This window comes from Novosphingobium sp. BL-S-19 (assembly GCF_055521675.1).
In genome coordinates this window covers 1582358-1597562 of record NZ_CM145497.1, presented here as the reverse complement: position 1 = coordinate 1597562, position 15205 = coordinate 1582358, and the positions used below count along the sequence as shown (strand labels likewise).

Genomic DNA, 15205 nt, shown 5'->3' with positions numbered 1-15205 from the left:
GTTTTGCATAACTCGAAGGGGCCTTACGCCGGGGCGGGTGCCACGCCGTCTGCGGTTTTCGGAAGCAACAGGCTGCTCGCCGCGGCAAGGGCCATGGCGACGGTGGCCACCACCAGCATCAGGTCGGCGCGGCCGCCAAGCAGGCTATCGACCACCAGCCCAAGGCAAGCCGCGCCGCACAGCTGTGGCAGCACCAGGAACACGTTGTGGATGCCCATGTAGACGCCGACTTTGGCGGCGGGGGCCGATTCGGCGACGATCACGTAAGGCGCCGCCAGTATCGATGCCCAGGCCACGCCGATGGCGAAAGCCGGCATCCACAACATGCCGGGGCCATTGACCAGCAGCAGCCCGGCAATGCCCATTGCCCCGGTTGCCAGGCATGCCCCGTGGATCAGCCTGAGGCCAAGGGCGCGGACCAGCAGCGGAAAGCCCAACGCCACCAAGGCCGCCGTCCCGTCATAAAGCGCCGCCAGCACGCCCACCCAGTCTGCACTGGCGGCATAGGCGGCCGAACGCGGGTCGCTGGTGCCGAAGTGGCGCAGGGCTATCGCCGGCACCGAATAGACCCAGACGATGAACAGCGCGAACCACGTGAGGAACTGCGTGATCGCCAGCCGCCGCATCGCCTGCGGCATTGCGGCGATGTCATCCAGGATGACCAGCACGCCGCGATTCCGGCTGGCGTTGCTGTCCTCCTTTGCCATCCTTGCCAATCGAGCACGGAAAAAGCGCAGAATGCCGAAGCCGCCGATCACCGCCGCCAGCAAAAAGGCCTCCCGCCGCAGTGGTGCCAGCGCAGCAGTTACCGCGATGACAATGGCGATCCCGATTGAGACAAGCCCGACATGGCCGCCTTCGCCGGCGTCCGGCAAGGCTTGCGAAGGCGACTTCGGCGAAGCGGCCAAGTGCGCCGGTGTCGCTACCGGTTGCTCACGGGTGCGAAGCAGGGCCCAGCCCACCGTCAGGATGACCGCCAGCGCACTCAATTCGAAAGCCAGTTCCACCGAACGGGGCAGTCCGTCCTCGGCCGTTCCGGAAACGCCGAAAAGGTTCACCAGCACCCAGGGCAGCGTCGATGCGAAAACCGCGCCGGCGCCGATGAACAGCACTTGCATCGAAAAGCCCAGCGCACGTTCGTCGGCGGTCAGCTGATCCGCCGCCAGCGCGCGCAAGGGATGCATCAGCAGGTTGACGGAGGCGGTTAACATCCACAGCCCGGCGATGGCCATCGGCAGGCTGGTGGCATGGCCCATCACCAGCAGGGCGATCACCGTGAGCACGCAGCCGATGGCCATGAAGGGTCGGCGGCGGCCCCATTGGCCGGCCCAGCGGCTCCAGCGCCCGGCATCCGCGCCGCCCAGCCGATCGCTGAAGTGGCCGACCAGCGGCTGCACCAGCATCCCGGTGATGGGCGCGGCGATCCACAGCAGCGGCAGGTCAGACAGGTCCGCGCCAAGACTCTGGAAAATGCGGCTTGTATTGACGTTCTGCAGCCCCCAGACCACTTGCACGCCGAACAGGCCGACGCTCATGTCCAGAATTCTGGCCTTACCCCAGTTTCCGGCACTGTCCCGGATTTGGGCGGCGTCCGGTTTTACCGGTACGCGCGCACGATCAGGATCGGTCATCTTGCAATCCTCCCCGTCTCATGCGCTACAGGATGTCGAAACGATTTGGTATGGGCGAGGCTGAATGACACTTGGGAATGCCCGGAAAACGACATTGGAGGATCTGGCGCGGCTGGCCGGCGTTTCGGTGTCCACCGTGTCGCGCGCGCTCAACGATCAGCCGCTCATCAGTTCGCGTACCAAGCAGCGGATCTGGGCCCTTGCCCATGAGCACGACTATCCGTTCCGCATGTCCATGCCCGCCGCGCCCATCGGATCGGAAGGCAGTATCGTTGTCGTCACGCCCCATGCCCACGGCCGGCCGCTGCCGCTTTCGCACCCGTTCTTCCTCGAACTGCTGGCCAGCATTGGTGAGGCGGCGCGCGCGCGTGGATGCGATTTCACCGTCAGCCATGTTTCGCCGGGCAGCTACGAAGATCTGGTCATCGCCAGCACCACCAGCCGGGCGACGGGCGCGATCTTCCTGGGGCAGGGGGAATTGCACGAAGCCTTCAACCGGCTGGCGGACAGCAACCATCCTTTCGTGGTCTGGGGCGCGGAGCTGCCGGGCCAGCGCTATCGCTCGATCGGGTCGGACAATCTGTTCGGCGGGCGCCGCGCGACCAGTCACTTGGTGCGGCTGGGCCGCCGCCGCATCGTCTTCGTGGGCGGCACCGATCCCGAGGCGGAGCAGCGCCGGCGCGGCTATGTGCAGGCGCTGGAGGAGGCTGGGGCCGATGTCGATCCCCGGCTGATGGTCACGGTGGAGTTCGAACTGGATCACGCCGATGCCGCCGTCAGTCACCTGATCGAGGATGGGATTGCCTTCGACGGCATCGTCGCCTCCAGCGACCTGCTGGCGCTGGGGGCAATTCAGGCGCTGAAGCGCGCGGGGCTGGATACCCCGCGCGATGTTGCGGTGGTGGGTTATGACGACATGCTGCTCAGCCGCCTCAGCACGCCCAAGCTGACCACGATCCGGCAGGATACCCAGCTTGCCGGGCGGCGACTGGTGTCCAGCGTGTTCGATTCGCGCCCGCGCATGGCGGTGGATCGCCTGCCGACCGAGCTTGTGATCCGCGAATCGTGCGGGGGGTGAGGGCCTGATCGCGGTGAACGGCAGGCCCTCGCCAAGACTTCAAAGGTCGGTGGTCAGATAGGCCAGGCACATCCGGCCCAATTCTATCTTCAGTTCCTTCCAGTCCTGCGGGTGCACCGACTCGCCGGTCGAACCGAGGCTCAGCTGCCGGGCCAGAGTAGCGAAGATGATCTGGTAGGCGGCATTGGCCTTGCGCTCCTGATCGGATCCGCCGAACTGGTCGCGATATTCCAGCATGGCCCCGATGCCCAGCGCGGCAGCGCGGTTGGCGCTTTCGCGGCCGGGTGCGGCCACCAGCGGGTCGAACGCGGCGCGGGCCATGCTCTGGCGCAGCAGCGGCGCTTCCTCGCGCAGCAGTTCGGCGTAGTTTTCGACGAAAGCGGGAACGACCGTTGCGAGCGAACTGGACTGCGCGCGCACCCGCTCCATCATCTCATTTTCGCGTTCTTCCATACGCTTGAGATGGTTGCCGATCACCGCGCGGACTAGGTTCTCCTTGCTTTCGAACCGCAAGTAGATCGATCCGATCGAGACATTGCCGGTCTGGCTCACCTCCTGAAGCGTGAACTCCTCGCTCCCCCGTTCCAGCATCAGCTTTTCGGCGGCCGTGACCATGCGTTCGAGCGAGGCCTTGCTGCGCCCCTGCTGCGGCGTGCGGCTGACGGAATCGACGGCCAGCTCTTTTTTGGCGGCCTTGGGTTTTGAGCGTGTTGACATGGCAGCAACAAACAGCCTATCGAAATACGAACGTCAATTCTAATTCAGTCATGTTTCAAACAAACCGCACGCCATCGCGGCGGCGGCAATGCCCCAAGGGAGGGGAAGATGCGCTTTTCCGTATTTCTGAACGCCCGCTCGCTCGGCCCCGAGCAGGACCGAAAGCTGATGAAGGACCTTGAGGGGCACGCGAAACTGGCGGCCGATCTGGACTACGACGCCATCTTCCTGCCGGACCATCACTTCAACGGTTACATGCCGGTGGCCAGCGACAGCTTCATCTTCGCCGCTTACCTCGCGGCGCAGATGCCGAAGATGCATTTCGGCTTCTCGGTCGTCTCGGTGCCGCTGCATCACCCGGTGCGCTTTGCGGAGCGGATCAACATCCTGGACCAGCTGACCGACGGCAAGCTGCTGGTGGGTGTCGGTTCAGGCACCACGCCGGAAGAGATGATCGGCTTCGCAGTGGACTACCGCGACGCCGCCGCCCTTGCCGAGAACAATCTGGCGATTGCCGAACAGCTCTGGGCCAAGGGCATGGAAGATCCGGCGGTGGTGATCGACAACGGGCCCTACAAGGGCCGCGTGCTCCAGCGCATCACGCCTTCGCCGTACTCGCCCGGCCATGCGCGGCTGATGCCGGTGGCCATGAAGGAAGCCAGTTCTCGCCGCGCGGCAGAGAATGGCTGGCCGGCGTTCATCCCGGCCTTCACCCCGCCCAAGATCGGCGGCACCGAGCCTTTCATCCACGTGAAGAAGTGGTTCGATATCTACAAGGGCTTCCTTCTCGAAGCCGGGCACAGCGATGAAGTTGTGAAGTCCGCGCTCGACTGGACGACGCACACCTATCAGGTGGTCCACGTGGCGGAGAGCGACGATCAGGCGCGCGAGGAATTGGAAGTGATCCTGCGCAGCTATCAGGAAGCGATCGAGCGGGAGGCCGAGTTCAACGCCCGCGCCGAAAGCGACGAAGCCAACAAGAAGACCGACAAGACGCCCGATGCGCTGACCGACGACTGGATCGGTACCTGGTGCCTCTACGGATCGCCGGAAACGGTGCTGGAACATCTGACGCCTTATGCCGAACTGGGCATCGGCAACGTGCTCTGCGGCACGACCACCGGCCCGCTGACCGAGGAGCGCCTTGCCTACGGCGATCAGACGCTGCGCCTGATGGCGGAAAAGGTGATGCCTGCGTTCAAGGCGGTCGTTCCGGCCTGAAGAATGACACAACGGCGCGGCCCGCAAGAAGGCCGCGCCGCTTGAGGAGATAGCGATGACCGTGATTTCGTCTGCCGCGCCGCGGCGGATCGTCGGGCTGGGTGGCACGTTCCGTCAGTCCTCTTCCAGCGAGCGGATCGTGCGCGCGGTGCTGGCCGAGTGTGCCGCCATGGGCGCTGAGACCACGATGTTCGACGGGCCCGCACTCGCTGCCCAGCCGCATTTCAATCCCGAGAACCCGGATCGCACGCCGGAACAGCAGGCGTTGGTAGAGGCGGTGCGCGGGGCGGACGGTATCGTTATCGGCAGCCCCGGCTATCACGGCGGCTATTCCGGCCTCGTCAAGAATGCCATCGATCTGCTGGAGGACCTGCGCGGCGATACGCGCGTCTATTTCGACGGTCGCCCGGTCGGCCTCGTGGTCACGGCAGCGGGATGGCAGGCCTGCGGCACCACGCTTTCGGCCATGCGCGACGTCGTTCACGCCATGCGCGGTTGGCCGACGCCGGTGGGCGTCGCGGTCAATTCGGTGGAGCAGAAGCCTTTCGGCCCGGATGGATCGATGGTCGACGAAGGCGTCGCCCGCGCGGTGCGTGCGCAGGCAGAGCAGATCATGGGTTTCCGCATGGAGTTTTCGGCATGAGCGACGTGACTCTCCAGCAATCCTGCGCGCTCACTGCCGGCGGCGCCATGTGGTCCACGCTGGCAGTGCCGGAGGCGGGAATTCCGTCTTTCACCATGTCCGACGGGCCGCTCGGCATTGCCAGCGGCAAAGTGGACGAGCGCGATATCGCTTTGCTCAGTCCCTGTTCGACCTTGCTGGGCGCGACCTGGGACCGCGATCTTACCCGCCGCATCGGCGCGCTGGTGGGCAGCGAGGCGGTTTCGCGCGGCGTGGATGCGGTGCTGGCGCCGAACCTGAACCTTGCGCGCAGCCCGCTGGCCGGGCGGGCCTTTGAGTATTTCTCGGAAGACCCGGTGCTGACCGGCGTGCTGGGCGCGGAATGGGTGCAGGGATTGCAATCGACCGGCACCGGATCGGTCGCCAAGCACATGGTCTGCAACGATAGCGAGACCTCGCGCGACGAAGTCGACGTGCGCGTGGATGAGCGGACCTTGCGCGAAGTCTATCTGCTGCCCTTTGAATATGCCGCCAATGCGGGCTGCGTGGGGTTGATGGCGGCTTACAACCGGGTCAACGGATCGTGGTGTTCCGAACAGGCGCATGTCCTGACCCAAGTGGTCAAGCAGGACTGGGGCTTTCCCGGCCTGATCATGAGCGACTGGTTCGGCACCCATTCCAGTGAGGGCACGATCAACGCAGGGCTCGATCTGGAGATGCCGGGCCCGGCGCGGTTCATGGGCGGCAAGCTGGAAACGGCTGTGGCTGCCGGGGCGGTCGATCCGGCGCGCATCGAGGACGCGGCATCGCGCGTGGCCTCTGTCGCGCGCCGGATCACTGCGGACAAGGCCCCGCCGATGCCGAAGGGCGACGCGGAGGCGCTGCTGATCGAGGCGGCGGCGGCCGGGTTCACCCTGCTGCGCAATGAGGGCGAAATGCTGCCTCTGGCGCCGGGATCGGTGAAGACCCTGGCAGTGATCGGCCCCAACGCCTGGGCGCCGTGTTTTCAGGGCGGCACGTTCGCCAAGATTTCCATCTCTCCCGATGCGCCGACACCGGTGGAAACGCTGCGCGCGGCCTACGGTGCTTCGTGCGATATTCTGTTCGAACCCGGCGTCGATCCGCAGCCGCGCCTGCCGAACATGAACGTGACGCCCGCGCTGGATATCGGCGACGGCTGCACACGCGGGATGACGCTGGAATACTTCGCCGCGCCGGACTGCGCGGGCGAGGTGCGCACCCGCGAGACGCGCGACACCAATTCGCTCGTCTGGTTCGTGGGCGTCCACGATCAGGCGGACTTCACCACGCCGGGTTCAGTACGGGCGAGCGGCCGCTACACGGCGACACGCAGCGGAGCGCACATGCTCCATCTGGGATCGACCGGCGCGGCGCGCATCCTTGTCGATGGCAAGGAAGTGCTGCGTGCGGGTGGAGAGATCCCGGCAGGCGATGTGATGGGCGTGCTGAAGCGCGGGGATTCCGATCATGTCAGCCTCGATCTTGCCGAAGGGCAGGACGTTACGATCACCGTCGAGTTCTCATGGACCGGCGGGCGCGTGCAGGGCCTCTGGTACGGCCTTCGCGGGCCGGGCAGTGCGGAGGAAATGCTGCAGGCCGCCGTCGATGCCGCTCGCGCTGCGGATGCGGTGTTCCTGATCGTGGGCGAAACGTCCGACTCAAGCGTCGAGAGCAAGGACCGGCCCGATACTCTGCTGCCCGCCGAACAGTTGCGTCTGATTGAGGCGGTGACAGCGGCAAACCCGCGCACGGCAGTAATCGTGAATGTCGGCCATGCATTCGACAGTGCGTGGGAAGACAAGGCGGCGGCGTTGCTTTCGGTCTGGTATCCGGGCGAAGGCTTCGCCCGCGCGCTGACCGATGTGCTTTCGGGCGTGCGCGAGCCGGGCGGCCGCCTTCCGGTGACGATCGCGGCGAACGAGGTGGACTACCCCGCTTTCGCGCTGCAGCCTGCGGCCGATGGCTCTCTGGCCTATTCCGAAGGCACTCTGCTGGGATATCGCGGTCTGGTCGCGGCGGGCACGGCTGCGCGCCATCCGTTCGGTTCGGGCATGGGCTATGCGCGCTTCGCATGGTTCGATGCAGCGGCCGAGGGCGACGTGCTGCATGTGACCGTGACCAACCTGTCCGATCGCGCGGGCAGCGACGTGGTGCAGGTCTATCGTGACAGCCCCGAATGCGCGCTGGTGGGCTTTGCCCGCGTCCAACTCGCCGCCAGGGAGAGCCGCCGCGTGGCCGTTCCGCTGGAACCGCGCGCACTCCAGCGTTGGGGGGAGGGGGGCTGGGAGCCGGTTGCCGACCGCCTGACACTGCGCCTCGCCCGGCACTGCGAGGATGCGGGCATTACCGTCGAGATGGAGATCACCGCTCTCGTTTAGGGGGCGCTGATCGCAGGCAAAGAGAGGCCCGTCGGGATCGATCCCGGCGGGCCTTTCTTGTCTTTGGCGTTGCTGCGCGGATCAGTCTGTCCAAACGCCGCTCTGCGTCAGCGCTTCTTCTTCGGGATGGTCGCGGTGAAGTCCGGGTCCTTGTTGGCGACCCAGTCGACGAATTTGCGTACGGCGGGATCGGCCAGCAGGCCCTCCACGTCCATGCCGTGGCGCTGCAGTTCGGAATTGGTGAAGTTGGCGATCAGCGTTTGCTGGCAGATCGGGTGCATCGGCACCACGTCGCGCCCGCCCCGGCTCTTGGGAACGGGATGGTGCCAGACGATGGTCTCGCCCGTGGGGCGGCCGCAGAGCCAGCAGGGGACGGGCGGCGGGGGAGCTTCCTCCTCTTCGCTGCCGAAATCGTCAAAGGATCCATGTTTGCGGTGCTTGCGGGCCATGGATGTGCCTATAGCGGGTGCGGCTGACATTGCCACACCCGCTATCGAGTCTGTACCGTCAGACCGTAAGCGGCGTTTTGCCCCGCGTGATGCCCATGCTCAGCGCGCCGATGGCGACGGCTAGCGATACCACGCCCGCCGTGACGAAAGCGCCCTGCATCGATCCCGTCGCCCCGCTGGCCTGATGGACGAGCACGGGCGAGATGAACTGGCCGAAGAAGAACGATCCGGTCCAGATGCCCATGCCCCGGCCGCGATGTTCGAAGGGGAACTTGGTCTGGGCCCAGGCGATCAGCGAAGGCACGGCCATGCCCGCGCCGGTCTGCTGGATGGCCAGGCCGACGATCATCTCACCCGGATTGCGCGCCAGCCCGATTACCGCAAGGCCGGTGCCGAGGATCGCGAGGAACGCGCCGAGCTGCACGCCGTTGGAACGGCCCGAAAGGATGCGGAACAGCAGCGCGCCCAGGATCACGAAGAGGCTGGGCAGGAAGCTCATCTTGGCGACGTCGGCCGGGTTGGTCACGCCCACTTCGCCGAAAGCGATGCTGCCGTTGACTATGAAGACGTAGTACTGCGCGGCCGAAAACAGCGTCAGCGCGGCAACGCCCAGTGCGGCGCCCAGCGGGAAGCGGGCCTTTTCGCCGCTCGGTTCTGCAACTGTGTGGTCATGCGCGGCGCGGCCCTTCGGCTCGTATAGGAAGGCCAGCATCGCAAAGTAGATCGGGAAGGCGACCAGGTAGACAAGGAAGCCGCCGTTCCACTTCATCGAGGCGACAAGGCCGGACATCAGGATTACGCCAGAGGCCAGGAACGGCCCGATCACGCCTTGCAGGAACAGCCAGTTGCGGCGGCTCTCATTGTCCCAATAGTCGCCGATCAGGGTGTTGACGATGGTCAGGATGCCCGCCTCGCACACGCCCAGCGCCAGTCGGCTGGCGAAGATCTGGTTCAGATCGTCCAGGAAGAACGGCAGGGTGCCGAACAGGCCATAGAAGAACGTGCAGATCAGCAGCAGCCGGCGGCGGCCGAACTTGTCCACGAACCAGCCCGCGAAAGGGGCAAGGATGGCGATGGTAAGGCCCGGCGCGGTGACCATCAGCGGCACTTTGGCGGCGGCGTCCGGATCGGTGTGAAAATGCGCGATCATCGACGCCACGATCGGGAACATCGATACGATCGCGAAGATCGGAAGGAAGGCCGCGATGACGATCGTCATGCCCTGCGGCTTCATGGTGAGCTTGCTGAAGAATCGGGAAACCGGGTTCATGCCTCTCCGCCCGCGCCGCTGACCGGCGCTATATTAGAATTACTATTCCTGTTTCCTATCGACGATTTTGATCGCGGTCAATGCAATCGAAGGCCTTGACCGAACGGCTCATCTAAAATTAGAACTATCATTATAAATTGTGCGAGAGGAAGCATGACGAAAGCGCGCCTGAAGATGGGCATGGATAGGGTGTTCAGCGCCCGGCCGATGGGAATCGGCATATGAGTCGCGCCGATTCGGGCTGGAATCGCCGGGAGTTCACGGCGGGCGCAGCGCTGCTGGCGCTGGCTTTGGGCATTCCGGTGGCCGGGGTGAAGCTGACCGACCTCGATGCGGCCGATCTGCCCAGCGATCGCCAGCGCCGGCTGATCGCGGACGTTTCCGATCTGGTCATCCCGCGCACCGATACGCCGGGCGCGATGGACGTGGGCGTGGGCGATTTCGTGGTGCTGGCACTGGCCCACGGGCTTTCCGGAACGCGCGCGCCGATGGCGTCGGAAATGGTGACGGCGGCCATCGCGCCCTTTCGCCGCCGCGACGGATCGCTGCGGCATCTCGCCTGGCTGGAACACACGCTGGACCGCGCGGCGGGCGGCGATTTCCTGCGGCATGACCTTGCCGAGCGTACGCGCCTGCTGGCCGCTCTCGACGATGCAGCCTTCGCCCAAGGCGCACCGCCTTCGCCATGGAACGCCATCAAGGGGCTGATCCTCACCGGCTACTACACCAGCGAAGCGGGCGGATCGCAGGAGCTTCGTTACGAACTGGTCCCCGGCAAATGGGAATGGGACATCCCCATCCAGCCCGGCGACCGCGCATTTTCCAGCGACTGGACCGCAGTGGATTTCGGCTGACAATGACCAACAATACGCAATTCGACGCTATCGTCGTCGGCTCCGGCATCACCGGGGGCTGGGCGGCCAAGGAACTGACCGAGGCGGGCCTGACCGTCCTGATGGTGGAACGCGGCCGCAATATCGAGCATCAGACGGGCTACGACACCGAACTCAAGGCCCCGTGGGAAATGGAGTTTCGCGGGCAGGGCGATGCCGAGCTTTATGCACGGGAATACCCGGTGCAGATGCTGAACCGGCACTTCAATGAATTCACCGAGGGCCACTTCGTCAACGATGCCGATCAGCCTTACCAGAAGGCAGCGGGCAAGGATTTTGACTGGTTCCGCTCCTACCAGCTTGGCGGCCGCTCGCTGACTTGGGGGCGGCAGTGCTATCGCTGGTCGGACTACGATTTTGGCGCCAACAAGCGCGACGGGTTCGGCACCGACTGGCCGATCCGCTATGCCGATCTGGCCCCTTGGTACGACAAGGTGGAGGAATTCGTCGGCGTCTCCGGCGCGGCGGAGGGATTGCCGCAGCTTCCCGACGGGCGCTTTCTGCCGCCGATGGAGTTGAACTGCGTCGAATCCGCGATGCGGGAGCGTATTCGCGCGAAGTACCCGGACCGGGTGATGACCATCGGCCGCACCGCCAATCTTACCGAGGCGCGGCCGGAACAGGGCCGCGCGCATTGCCAGTACCGCAGCATCTGTGCGCGCGGCTGCTCCTACGGCGCCTATTTCTCCACGCAATCGGCCACCTTGCCGGCGGCGAAGAAGACCGGACGGCTCACCGTCGTCACCGATGCGCAAGTCCACAAAATGGATTACGATGCGAAGACCGGCCGCGTCACCGGCGTGCGCTGGATCGATACCAAGACCGGCGAGCACAAGGTGGCCTATGCCCGCGTGGTGTTCCTGAACGCCGGGGCGTTCAACTCCGTCCACCTCATGCTCAATTCGGCCAATGAGGCGATGCCGCATGGCCTCGCCAATTCCAGCGGCGTGCTGGGCACGCATATCATGGACCACGCCAATACGATGGCGGCCATGGCGGTAGTGCCGGGGTTCGAGGGGCGAACCAGCTTCGGCAACCGTCCCACCGGCATCGTCATCCCGCGCTTCCGCAATCTCGACACGCTTGACGGAGACGGTTTCACGCGCGGCTATTCGTTCCAAGGCGGCGCGCTTCAGGGCACCTGGACACGCGGCAAGCGGATGGGAGGCATCGGCAAGGAGTACAAGGAGCAGCTCCACCAGATCGGCCCCTGGACGATGGTGCTGGTGGTTTTCGCGGATTCGATGCCGCGCGCCAGCAATCGCCTGAGCTTGAGCAACCGCACCGACCCGCGCGGCGTGCGTCAGCTTGAGATCGCGTTCGAGCACGGCAAGGAGGAAATCGCCGCGCTTGCCGATGCGCATAAGGAAGCGACGCAGATGCTCACCGATGCGGGCGGCCATGTCATCATGGGTTTCGACAAACCGGGCCATGGCGGCACGTCCATTCACGAGATGGGCGGCGCGCGCATGGGCTGGGATCCGAAGACCTCCGTTCTCAACCGGCTGAGCCAGGCGCACGACATCCCGAACCTGTTCGTCACCGATGGCGCGCAGATGAGTTCGTCCGCCTGCCAGAACCCCTCGCTCACTTACATGGCGCTAACCGCGCGGGCCTGCGCGACGGCGGTCTCGATGTTGAAGGAAGGCGTGATTTGACGGCGGTTGCCTCGCCGGCGTTCCCGATGGACCTGACAGATCGGCAGAAGTCGCTCGCCTACCTGACCTTGATGGTGGCGCTGGTTCTGGAGATCGTCGATGTAACCATCGTCAATACCGCGCTGCCGGTGATCGAGCGGGACTTCGGCGCCGCCGCGGCGCAGGCGCAGTGGGTGGCGGCGGGCTACTCTTTGGCCTTCGCGCTACTGCTGATGCTGGGCGGGCGGTTGGGCGATGCCTTCGGCTACAATCGGCTATTCATCGGCGGCGTGGCAGGATTCACGGTCGCTTCCATGCTTTGCGGACTCTCGGGCAGTCCGGACCAGTTGATCGCTGCGCGCGTATTGCAGGGGGCTGCCGGCGCGATGATGGCGCCGCAGGTCATGGCGCTCATTCAGGTGCTGTTCGAACCGCTCGAACGCGTGGCGAAGCTGGCGTGGGTGGGGGTGATCGGCGGTCTTTCGGCAATCTGCGGGCCGATCATCGGCGGCGTCTTGATTCATGCGAACCTGTTCGACCTTGGCTGGCGCAGCGTGTTCCTGATCAATGTGCCGGTGGGCGTGGTGGCAGTGATAGTGGCTTGGCGACTGCTTCCGGCATCGCGCTCGGCCACGGCGCGCGGCATCGACGGGGGCGGCACGGCGGCGTTCGGCGCGTCGATGGCGGCACTGCTCTACCCGCTGGTGCGCGGGCACGATCTGGGCTGGCAGCCGTGGCATATGGCCCTGCTGATCGCCGCCCCCGTGCTGCTGGCGTGGGTCTGGAAACGGACCGGCCGGCGCGCCAAGGCCGGGATGGCGACGCTTTTCGCGCCCGAACTGTTCCACCAGCGCCAGTTTTCCATCGGACTCACCATCGCGCTGGCCTTTGGTGCAGCGACCGGCGGGTTCCTGTTCGTCTTCGCTTTCGGTGCGCAGAAGTTGCTGGGGTTTTCGCCACTGGAAACCGGCCTGCTGCATATTCCGTTCAGCGCGGGCGTCATGCTGGGAATCGCCTTCCTCGGCCGAAAATTGGTGACCAGCCATGGCAAATGGGTGCTGGTCGGCGGTATTGCACTGATGGCCCTGTTCGCCGGCGGGACGCTGCTGTGGATCGAGAGCGGCGTGCCGTTCTGGTGGGCGCTGCCCTGCCTCGCACTGGCGGGGACGGGCATGGGCATGACCAGCGGCCCGCTAACCCCCGTGATCCTTGCGCGGGTTGACCGCAGCCACGCCGGCGCGGCCAGCGGACTGATCAAGACGGTGCAGGAACTGGGCATGGCACTGGGCATCGCGGTGGTCGGAACCGCCTTTTTCGCGGGCGCGCCGACAGGGAAAGTGGGCGCGATCTTTCCTGCCATCGCCGCGATCGAAGGATTGATGCTGCTTTGCTTTGCGCTCGCGCTCCGGCTGCCCGCGCCCTTGTTTCCTGAGCATGATGCTTGACTGGAATTTCCATTCTATTTAGAGTTCGGGCTGAGCCTGGTAGCGGAGTTTCTCCGCTTGGGAAGTCGGCGCTGCCTCATCCGGTCGCGCCTTCATGCTGCGGGCCGCTTTGTCCTTCGGGACGACCCTTTCGGGGGTGGCGGCGCAACGTGTGAACACATCGGCCCGTCTCCCTCGTCAGCGATTGGGAGAAGACCATGGCCGATTACGTCCGCAATCTCTGGTATCTTGCCGCCTGGGACCATGAAGTGCCGCAAACCGGCATGTTGTCCCGCACTTTGCTTGACGAAAAGTGGCTGATCGCCAGCCTGTCCGATGGAACATATGCGATGCTGGCCGACCGCTGCCCGCATCGCTTCGTGCCGCTGAGCAAGGGGCGATTGCAGGAGGACGTGATCCATTGCCCCTACCACGGGCTTGGCTTCGACAGGACCGGGGCCTGCGTGCACAATCCCTTTCCGGCATCACCGCCCGCCCACGTGCGTGCGCGGACGATGCCGGTGGTCCATCGCCATCGCGGCTTGTGGTTCTGGCCAGGCAATCCTGACCGCGCCGACCCCGCCCTGATCCCGGACTTTGCCTTCGTCGACCGGCAGGGCATGCAGCGCAGCCGCCTTGTCATCCAGGGTAACTACGAACTGGTGACGGATAACCTGATGGACCTGACGCATGCGGAGTTCCTGCATGTCACCAGCTTCGGCGTGAACGGTTCCATCTTCGCCGGCCGGCAATCGGTGCTCACCGACGAGAGCGGGGCGATCTGGAACAACTGGGACATGGAAGCCGTCAAGCCGCCGATGTGGGCGTCGCCCATGCTGAAAGAGGGCGAGCAAGTAGATCAATGGCTGCACATGCGCTGGCACGCGCCGGCCGCGATGGCATTGACGGTGGGGCTTTCCAGAGCCGGGACCGACCGCGGCGAAATGCTGGTGCCGATGATGGTCAATCCGCACATCATTACGCCGGAAACTCGCGCCAGCAGCCATTACTTCTACGACCACGAAGCGACACCGGAAGCCGAGGCGCTGGCCCGTCAGGTCTTCGTGGACGAGGACGAGCCGATGATCGAGGCAGCGCAGGAAGCGCTGGGGGAGCAGGATTTCTGGGCGGCGCGTCCGGCGATCCTCGAAACCGATGCCGGGGCCATCCGGGCCCGACGGCGACTGATGCAGTTGCGGCGTGCCGAAGCCGGCATGGCCGAAGCGAAGGTGGGCGCGGCGATGGCGGCTGGCTGAATCAGGCGTCCCGGCTCGCCCTCCGTGGCCGGCCTCCGTCCCCGCGAACATTATTGTGAAGAAGGGACTTTCTCGTTCCTGCCGGGCTTGCTAGGCGAAGGAATTGCACTTGCTGCGACAGTGGTGGTGCAATTCTCGCACGGGGCCCCAAGAACCAGAACATGAAGAATGCCGGGCAGATGCATCGTCCCGATCTGGAGGTCACCGTCCTGCGGATGTCGCCGGCGCGGATCGATGGCCGGGTGACGGACGATGCCGCCGGCAATAGTCTGATCCGGGCGGGCGTGGACGTTACCGTGTTCCTGAACCCGCCGGGCACGGCATTCCGGGATTCGCAGATCATGGGCAGCGGCCGGATCTATGAGGACCGGATCGAGATCGACCTGACGCTGCCGCCCGCGCGTGTGGCGGCGCTGACCGGCGCGGTGGAAGCGGGCGCCCGCCTGCAGTTCAAGATGCGGTCGATCACCGACACGCTGTTTCGGGTGGAAGCGGTCGCCGCGGCCTGAAAATGCGTTTCCAAACCGCGCCCTGGGGCGGACCGCAAAGCGCCATTACCGCGAAAGAGATGGCGCGCTTCTCGCAATAGCAGGGGCGATCGTGCCCGC

13 protein-coding genes are annotated in these 15205 nt (G+C 65.3%); 9 read left to right on the top strand and 4 right to left on the bottom strand.

Annotated features, from left to right (window positions below):
• Positions 1 to 23: 23 nt before the first annotated feature.
• The gene (locus ACZ1JV_RS06760; RefSeq protein WP_465148906.1) at positions 24 to 1631 is read right to left on the bottom strand and encodes an MFS transporter; all 1608 of its coding nucleotides are present in this window, start codon (positions 1629 to 1631) and stop codon (positions 24 to 26) included.
• Positions 1632 to 1695: 64 nt separating this feature from the next.
• Here ACZ1JV_RS06760 and ACZ1JV_RS06755 point away from each other — a divergent pair, with 64 nt between their 5' ends.
• Positions 1696 to 2709, top strand: coding sequence for a LacI family DNA-binding transcriptional regulator (locus ACZ1JV_RS06755; protein WP_465139495.1), 1014 nt, complete (start codon positions 1696 to 1698; stop codon positions 2707 to 2709).
• Between the two features lie 39 nt (positions 2710 to 2748).
• Here ACZ1JV_RS06755 and ACZ1JV_RS06750 read toward each other — a convergent pair whose 3' ends face one another.
• Positions 2749 to 3426, bottom strand: coding sequence for a TetR/AcrR family transcriptional regulator (locus ACZ1JV_RS06750; RefSeq protein WP_465139496.1), 678 nt, complete (start codon positions 3424 to 3426; stop codon positions 2749 to 2751).
• A gap of 108 nt (positions 3427 to 3534) precedes the next feature.
• On the opposite strand from ACZ1JV_RS06750, the gene ACZ1JV_RS06745 reads away from it, so the two are divergent.
• Genes ACZ1JV_RS06745 through ACZ1JV_RS06735 form a run of 3 tightly spaced genes read left to right on the top strand, consistent with a single transcriptional unit; the run spans position 3535 to position 7668 of the window.
• Positions 3535 to 4647, top strand: a complete 1113-nt coding sequence (locus tag ACZ1JV_RS06745) for an LLM class flavin-dependent oxidoreductase (RefSeq protein ID WP_465148905.1) — start codon at positions 3535 to 3537, stop codon at positions 4645 to 4647.
• A gap of 55 nt (positions 4648 to 4702) precedes the next feature.
• On the top strand, positions 4703 to 5290 hold the full coding sequence (locus tag ACZ1JV_RS06740) for an NADPH-dependent FMN reductase (RefSeq protein WP_465148904.1): 588 nt from the start codon (positions 4703 to 4705) through the stop codon (positions 5288 to 5290).
• Entirely contained in the window at positions 5287 to 7668 is a 2382-nt protein-coding gene (locus ACZ1JV_RS06735; protein WP_465148903.1) for a beta-glucosidase, read from the top strand. The genes ACZ1JV_RS06740 and ACZ1JV_RS06735 overlap by 4 nt, the downstream gene beginning before the upstream one ends.
• 107 nt (positions 7669 to 7775) lie before the next feature.
• On the opposite strand, the gene ACZ1JV_RS06730 is transcribed toward ACZ1JV_RS06735, so the two are convergent.
• Both ACZ1JV_RS06730 and ACZ1JV_RS06725 read right to left on the bottom strand, forming a co-directional pair.
• Positions 7776 to 8117, bottom strand: a complete 342-nt coding sequence (locus tag ACZ1JV_RS06730) for a hypothetical protein (RefSeq protein WP_465139500.1) — start codon at positions 8115 to 8117, stop codon at positions 7776 to 7778.
• A 58-nt stretch (positions 8118 to 8175) separates the two neighbouring features.
• Positions 8176 to 9387, bottom strand: coding sequence for an MFS transporter (locus ACZ1JV_RS06725; protein ID WP_465148902.1), 1212 nt, complete (start codon positions 9385 to 9387; stop codon positions 8176 to 8178).
• Positions 9388 to 9608: 221 nt separating this feature from the next.
• On the opposite strand from ACZ1JV_RS06725, the gene ACZ1JV_RS06720 reads away from it, so the two are divergent.
• The 5 genes from ACZ1JV_RS06720 to ACZ1JV_RS06700 all read left to right on the top strand — a co-directional run bounded on the left by ACZ1JV_RS06720 (position 9609) and on the right by ACZ1JV_RS06700 (position 15106).
• A complete protein-coding gene (locus tag ACZ1JV_RS06720) occupies positions 9609 to 10241 on the top strand; it encodes a gluconate 2-dehydrogenase subunit 3 family protein (RefSeq protein WP_465148901.1) in 633 nt (210 codons plus the stop codon).
• A 2-nt stretch (positions 10242 to 10243) separates the two neighbouring features.
• Positions 10244 to 11938, top strand: coding sequence for a GMC oxidoreductase (locus ACZ1JV_RS06715; RefSeq protein ID WP_465148900.1), 1695 nt, complete (start codon positions 10244 to 10246; stop codon positions 11936 to 11938).
• Positions 11939 to 11964: 26 nt separating this feature from the next.
• The gene (locus ACZ1JV_RS06710; protein WP_465148899.1) at positions 11965 to 13362 is read left to right on the top strand and encodes an MFS transporter; all 1398 of its coding nucleotides are present in this window, start codon (positions 11965 to 11967) and stop codon (positions 13360 to 13362) included.
• A 197-nt stretch (positions 13363 to 13559) separates the two neighbouring features.
• Positions 13560 to 14597 (top strand): Rieske 2Fe-2S domain-containing protein, encoded by a 1038-nt coding sequence (locus ACZ1JV_RS06705; RefSeq protein ID WP_465148898.1) that lies wholly within the window; start codon positions 13560 to 13562, stop codon positions 14595 to 14597.
• Between the two features lie 161 nt (positions 14598 to 14758).
• Entirely contained in the window at positions 14759 to 15106 is a 348-nt protein-coding gene (locus ACZ1JV_RS06700; protein WP_465148897.1) for a hypothetical protein, read from the top strand.
• Positions 15107 to 15205: the final 99 nt, after the last annotated feature.

Bases quoted from the DNA above. Each gene is read 5' to 3' on its own strand.
- ACZ1JV_RS06755 (WP_465139495.1), top strand. From the start codon at position 1,696: ATGACACTTGGGAATGCCCGGAAAACGACATTGGAGGATCTGGCGCGG.
- ACZ1JV_RS06745 (WP_465148905.1), top strand. From the start codon at position 3,535: ATGCGCTTTTCCGTATTTCTGAACGCCCGCTCGCTCGGCCCCGAGCAG.
- ACZ1JV_RS06700 (WP_465148897.1), top strand. From the start codon at position 14,759: ATGAAGAATGCCGGGCAGATGCATCGTCCCGATCTGGAGGTCACCGTC.
- ACZ1JV_RS06750 (WP_465139496.1), bottom strand. From the start codon at position 3,426: ATGTCAACACGCTCAAAACCCAAGGCCGCCAAAAAAGAGCTGGCCGTC.
- ACZ1JV_RS06735 (WP_465148903.1), top strand. From the start codon at position 5,287: ATGAGCGACGTGACTCTCCAGCAATCCTGCGCGCTCACTGCCGGCGGC.
- ACZ1JV_RS06740 (WP_465148904.1), top strand. From the start codon at position 4,703: ATGACCGTGATTTCGTCTGCCGCGCCGCGGCGGATCGTCGGGCTGGGT.
- ACZ1JV_RS06710 (WP_465148899.1), top strand. From the start codon at position 11,965: ATGGACCTGACAGATCGGCAGAAGTCGCTCGCCTACCTGACCTTGATG.
- ACZ1JV_RS06705 (WP_465148898.1), top strand. From the start codon at position 13,560: ATGGCCGATTACGTCCGCAATCTCTGGTATCTTGCCGCCTGGGACCAT.
- ACZ1JV_RS06725 (WP_465148902.1), bottom strand. From the start codon at position 9,387: ATGAACCCGGTTTCCCGATTCTTCAGCAAGCTCACCATGAAGCCGCAG.
- ACZ1JV_RS06715 (WP_465148900.1), top strand. From the start codon at position 10,244: ATGACCAACAATACGCAATTCGACGCTATCGTCGTCGGCTCCGGCATC.
- ACZ1JV_RS06730 (WP_465139500.1), bottom strand. From the start codon at position 8,117: ATGGCCCGCAAGCACCGCAAACATGGATCCTTTGACGATTTCGGCAGC.
- ACZ1JV_RS06760 (WP_465148906.1), bottom strand. From the start codon at position 1,631: ATGACCGATCCTGATCGTGCGCGCGTACCGGTAAAACCGGACGCCGCC.
- ACZ1JV_RS06720 (WP_465148901.1), top strand. From the start codon at position 9,609: ATGAGTCGCGCCGATTCGGGCTGGAATCGCCGGGAGTTCACGGCGGGC.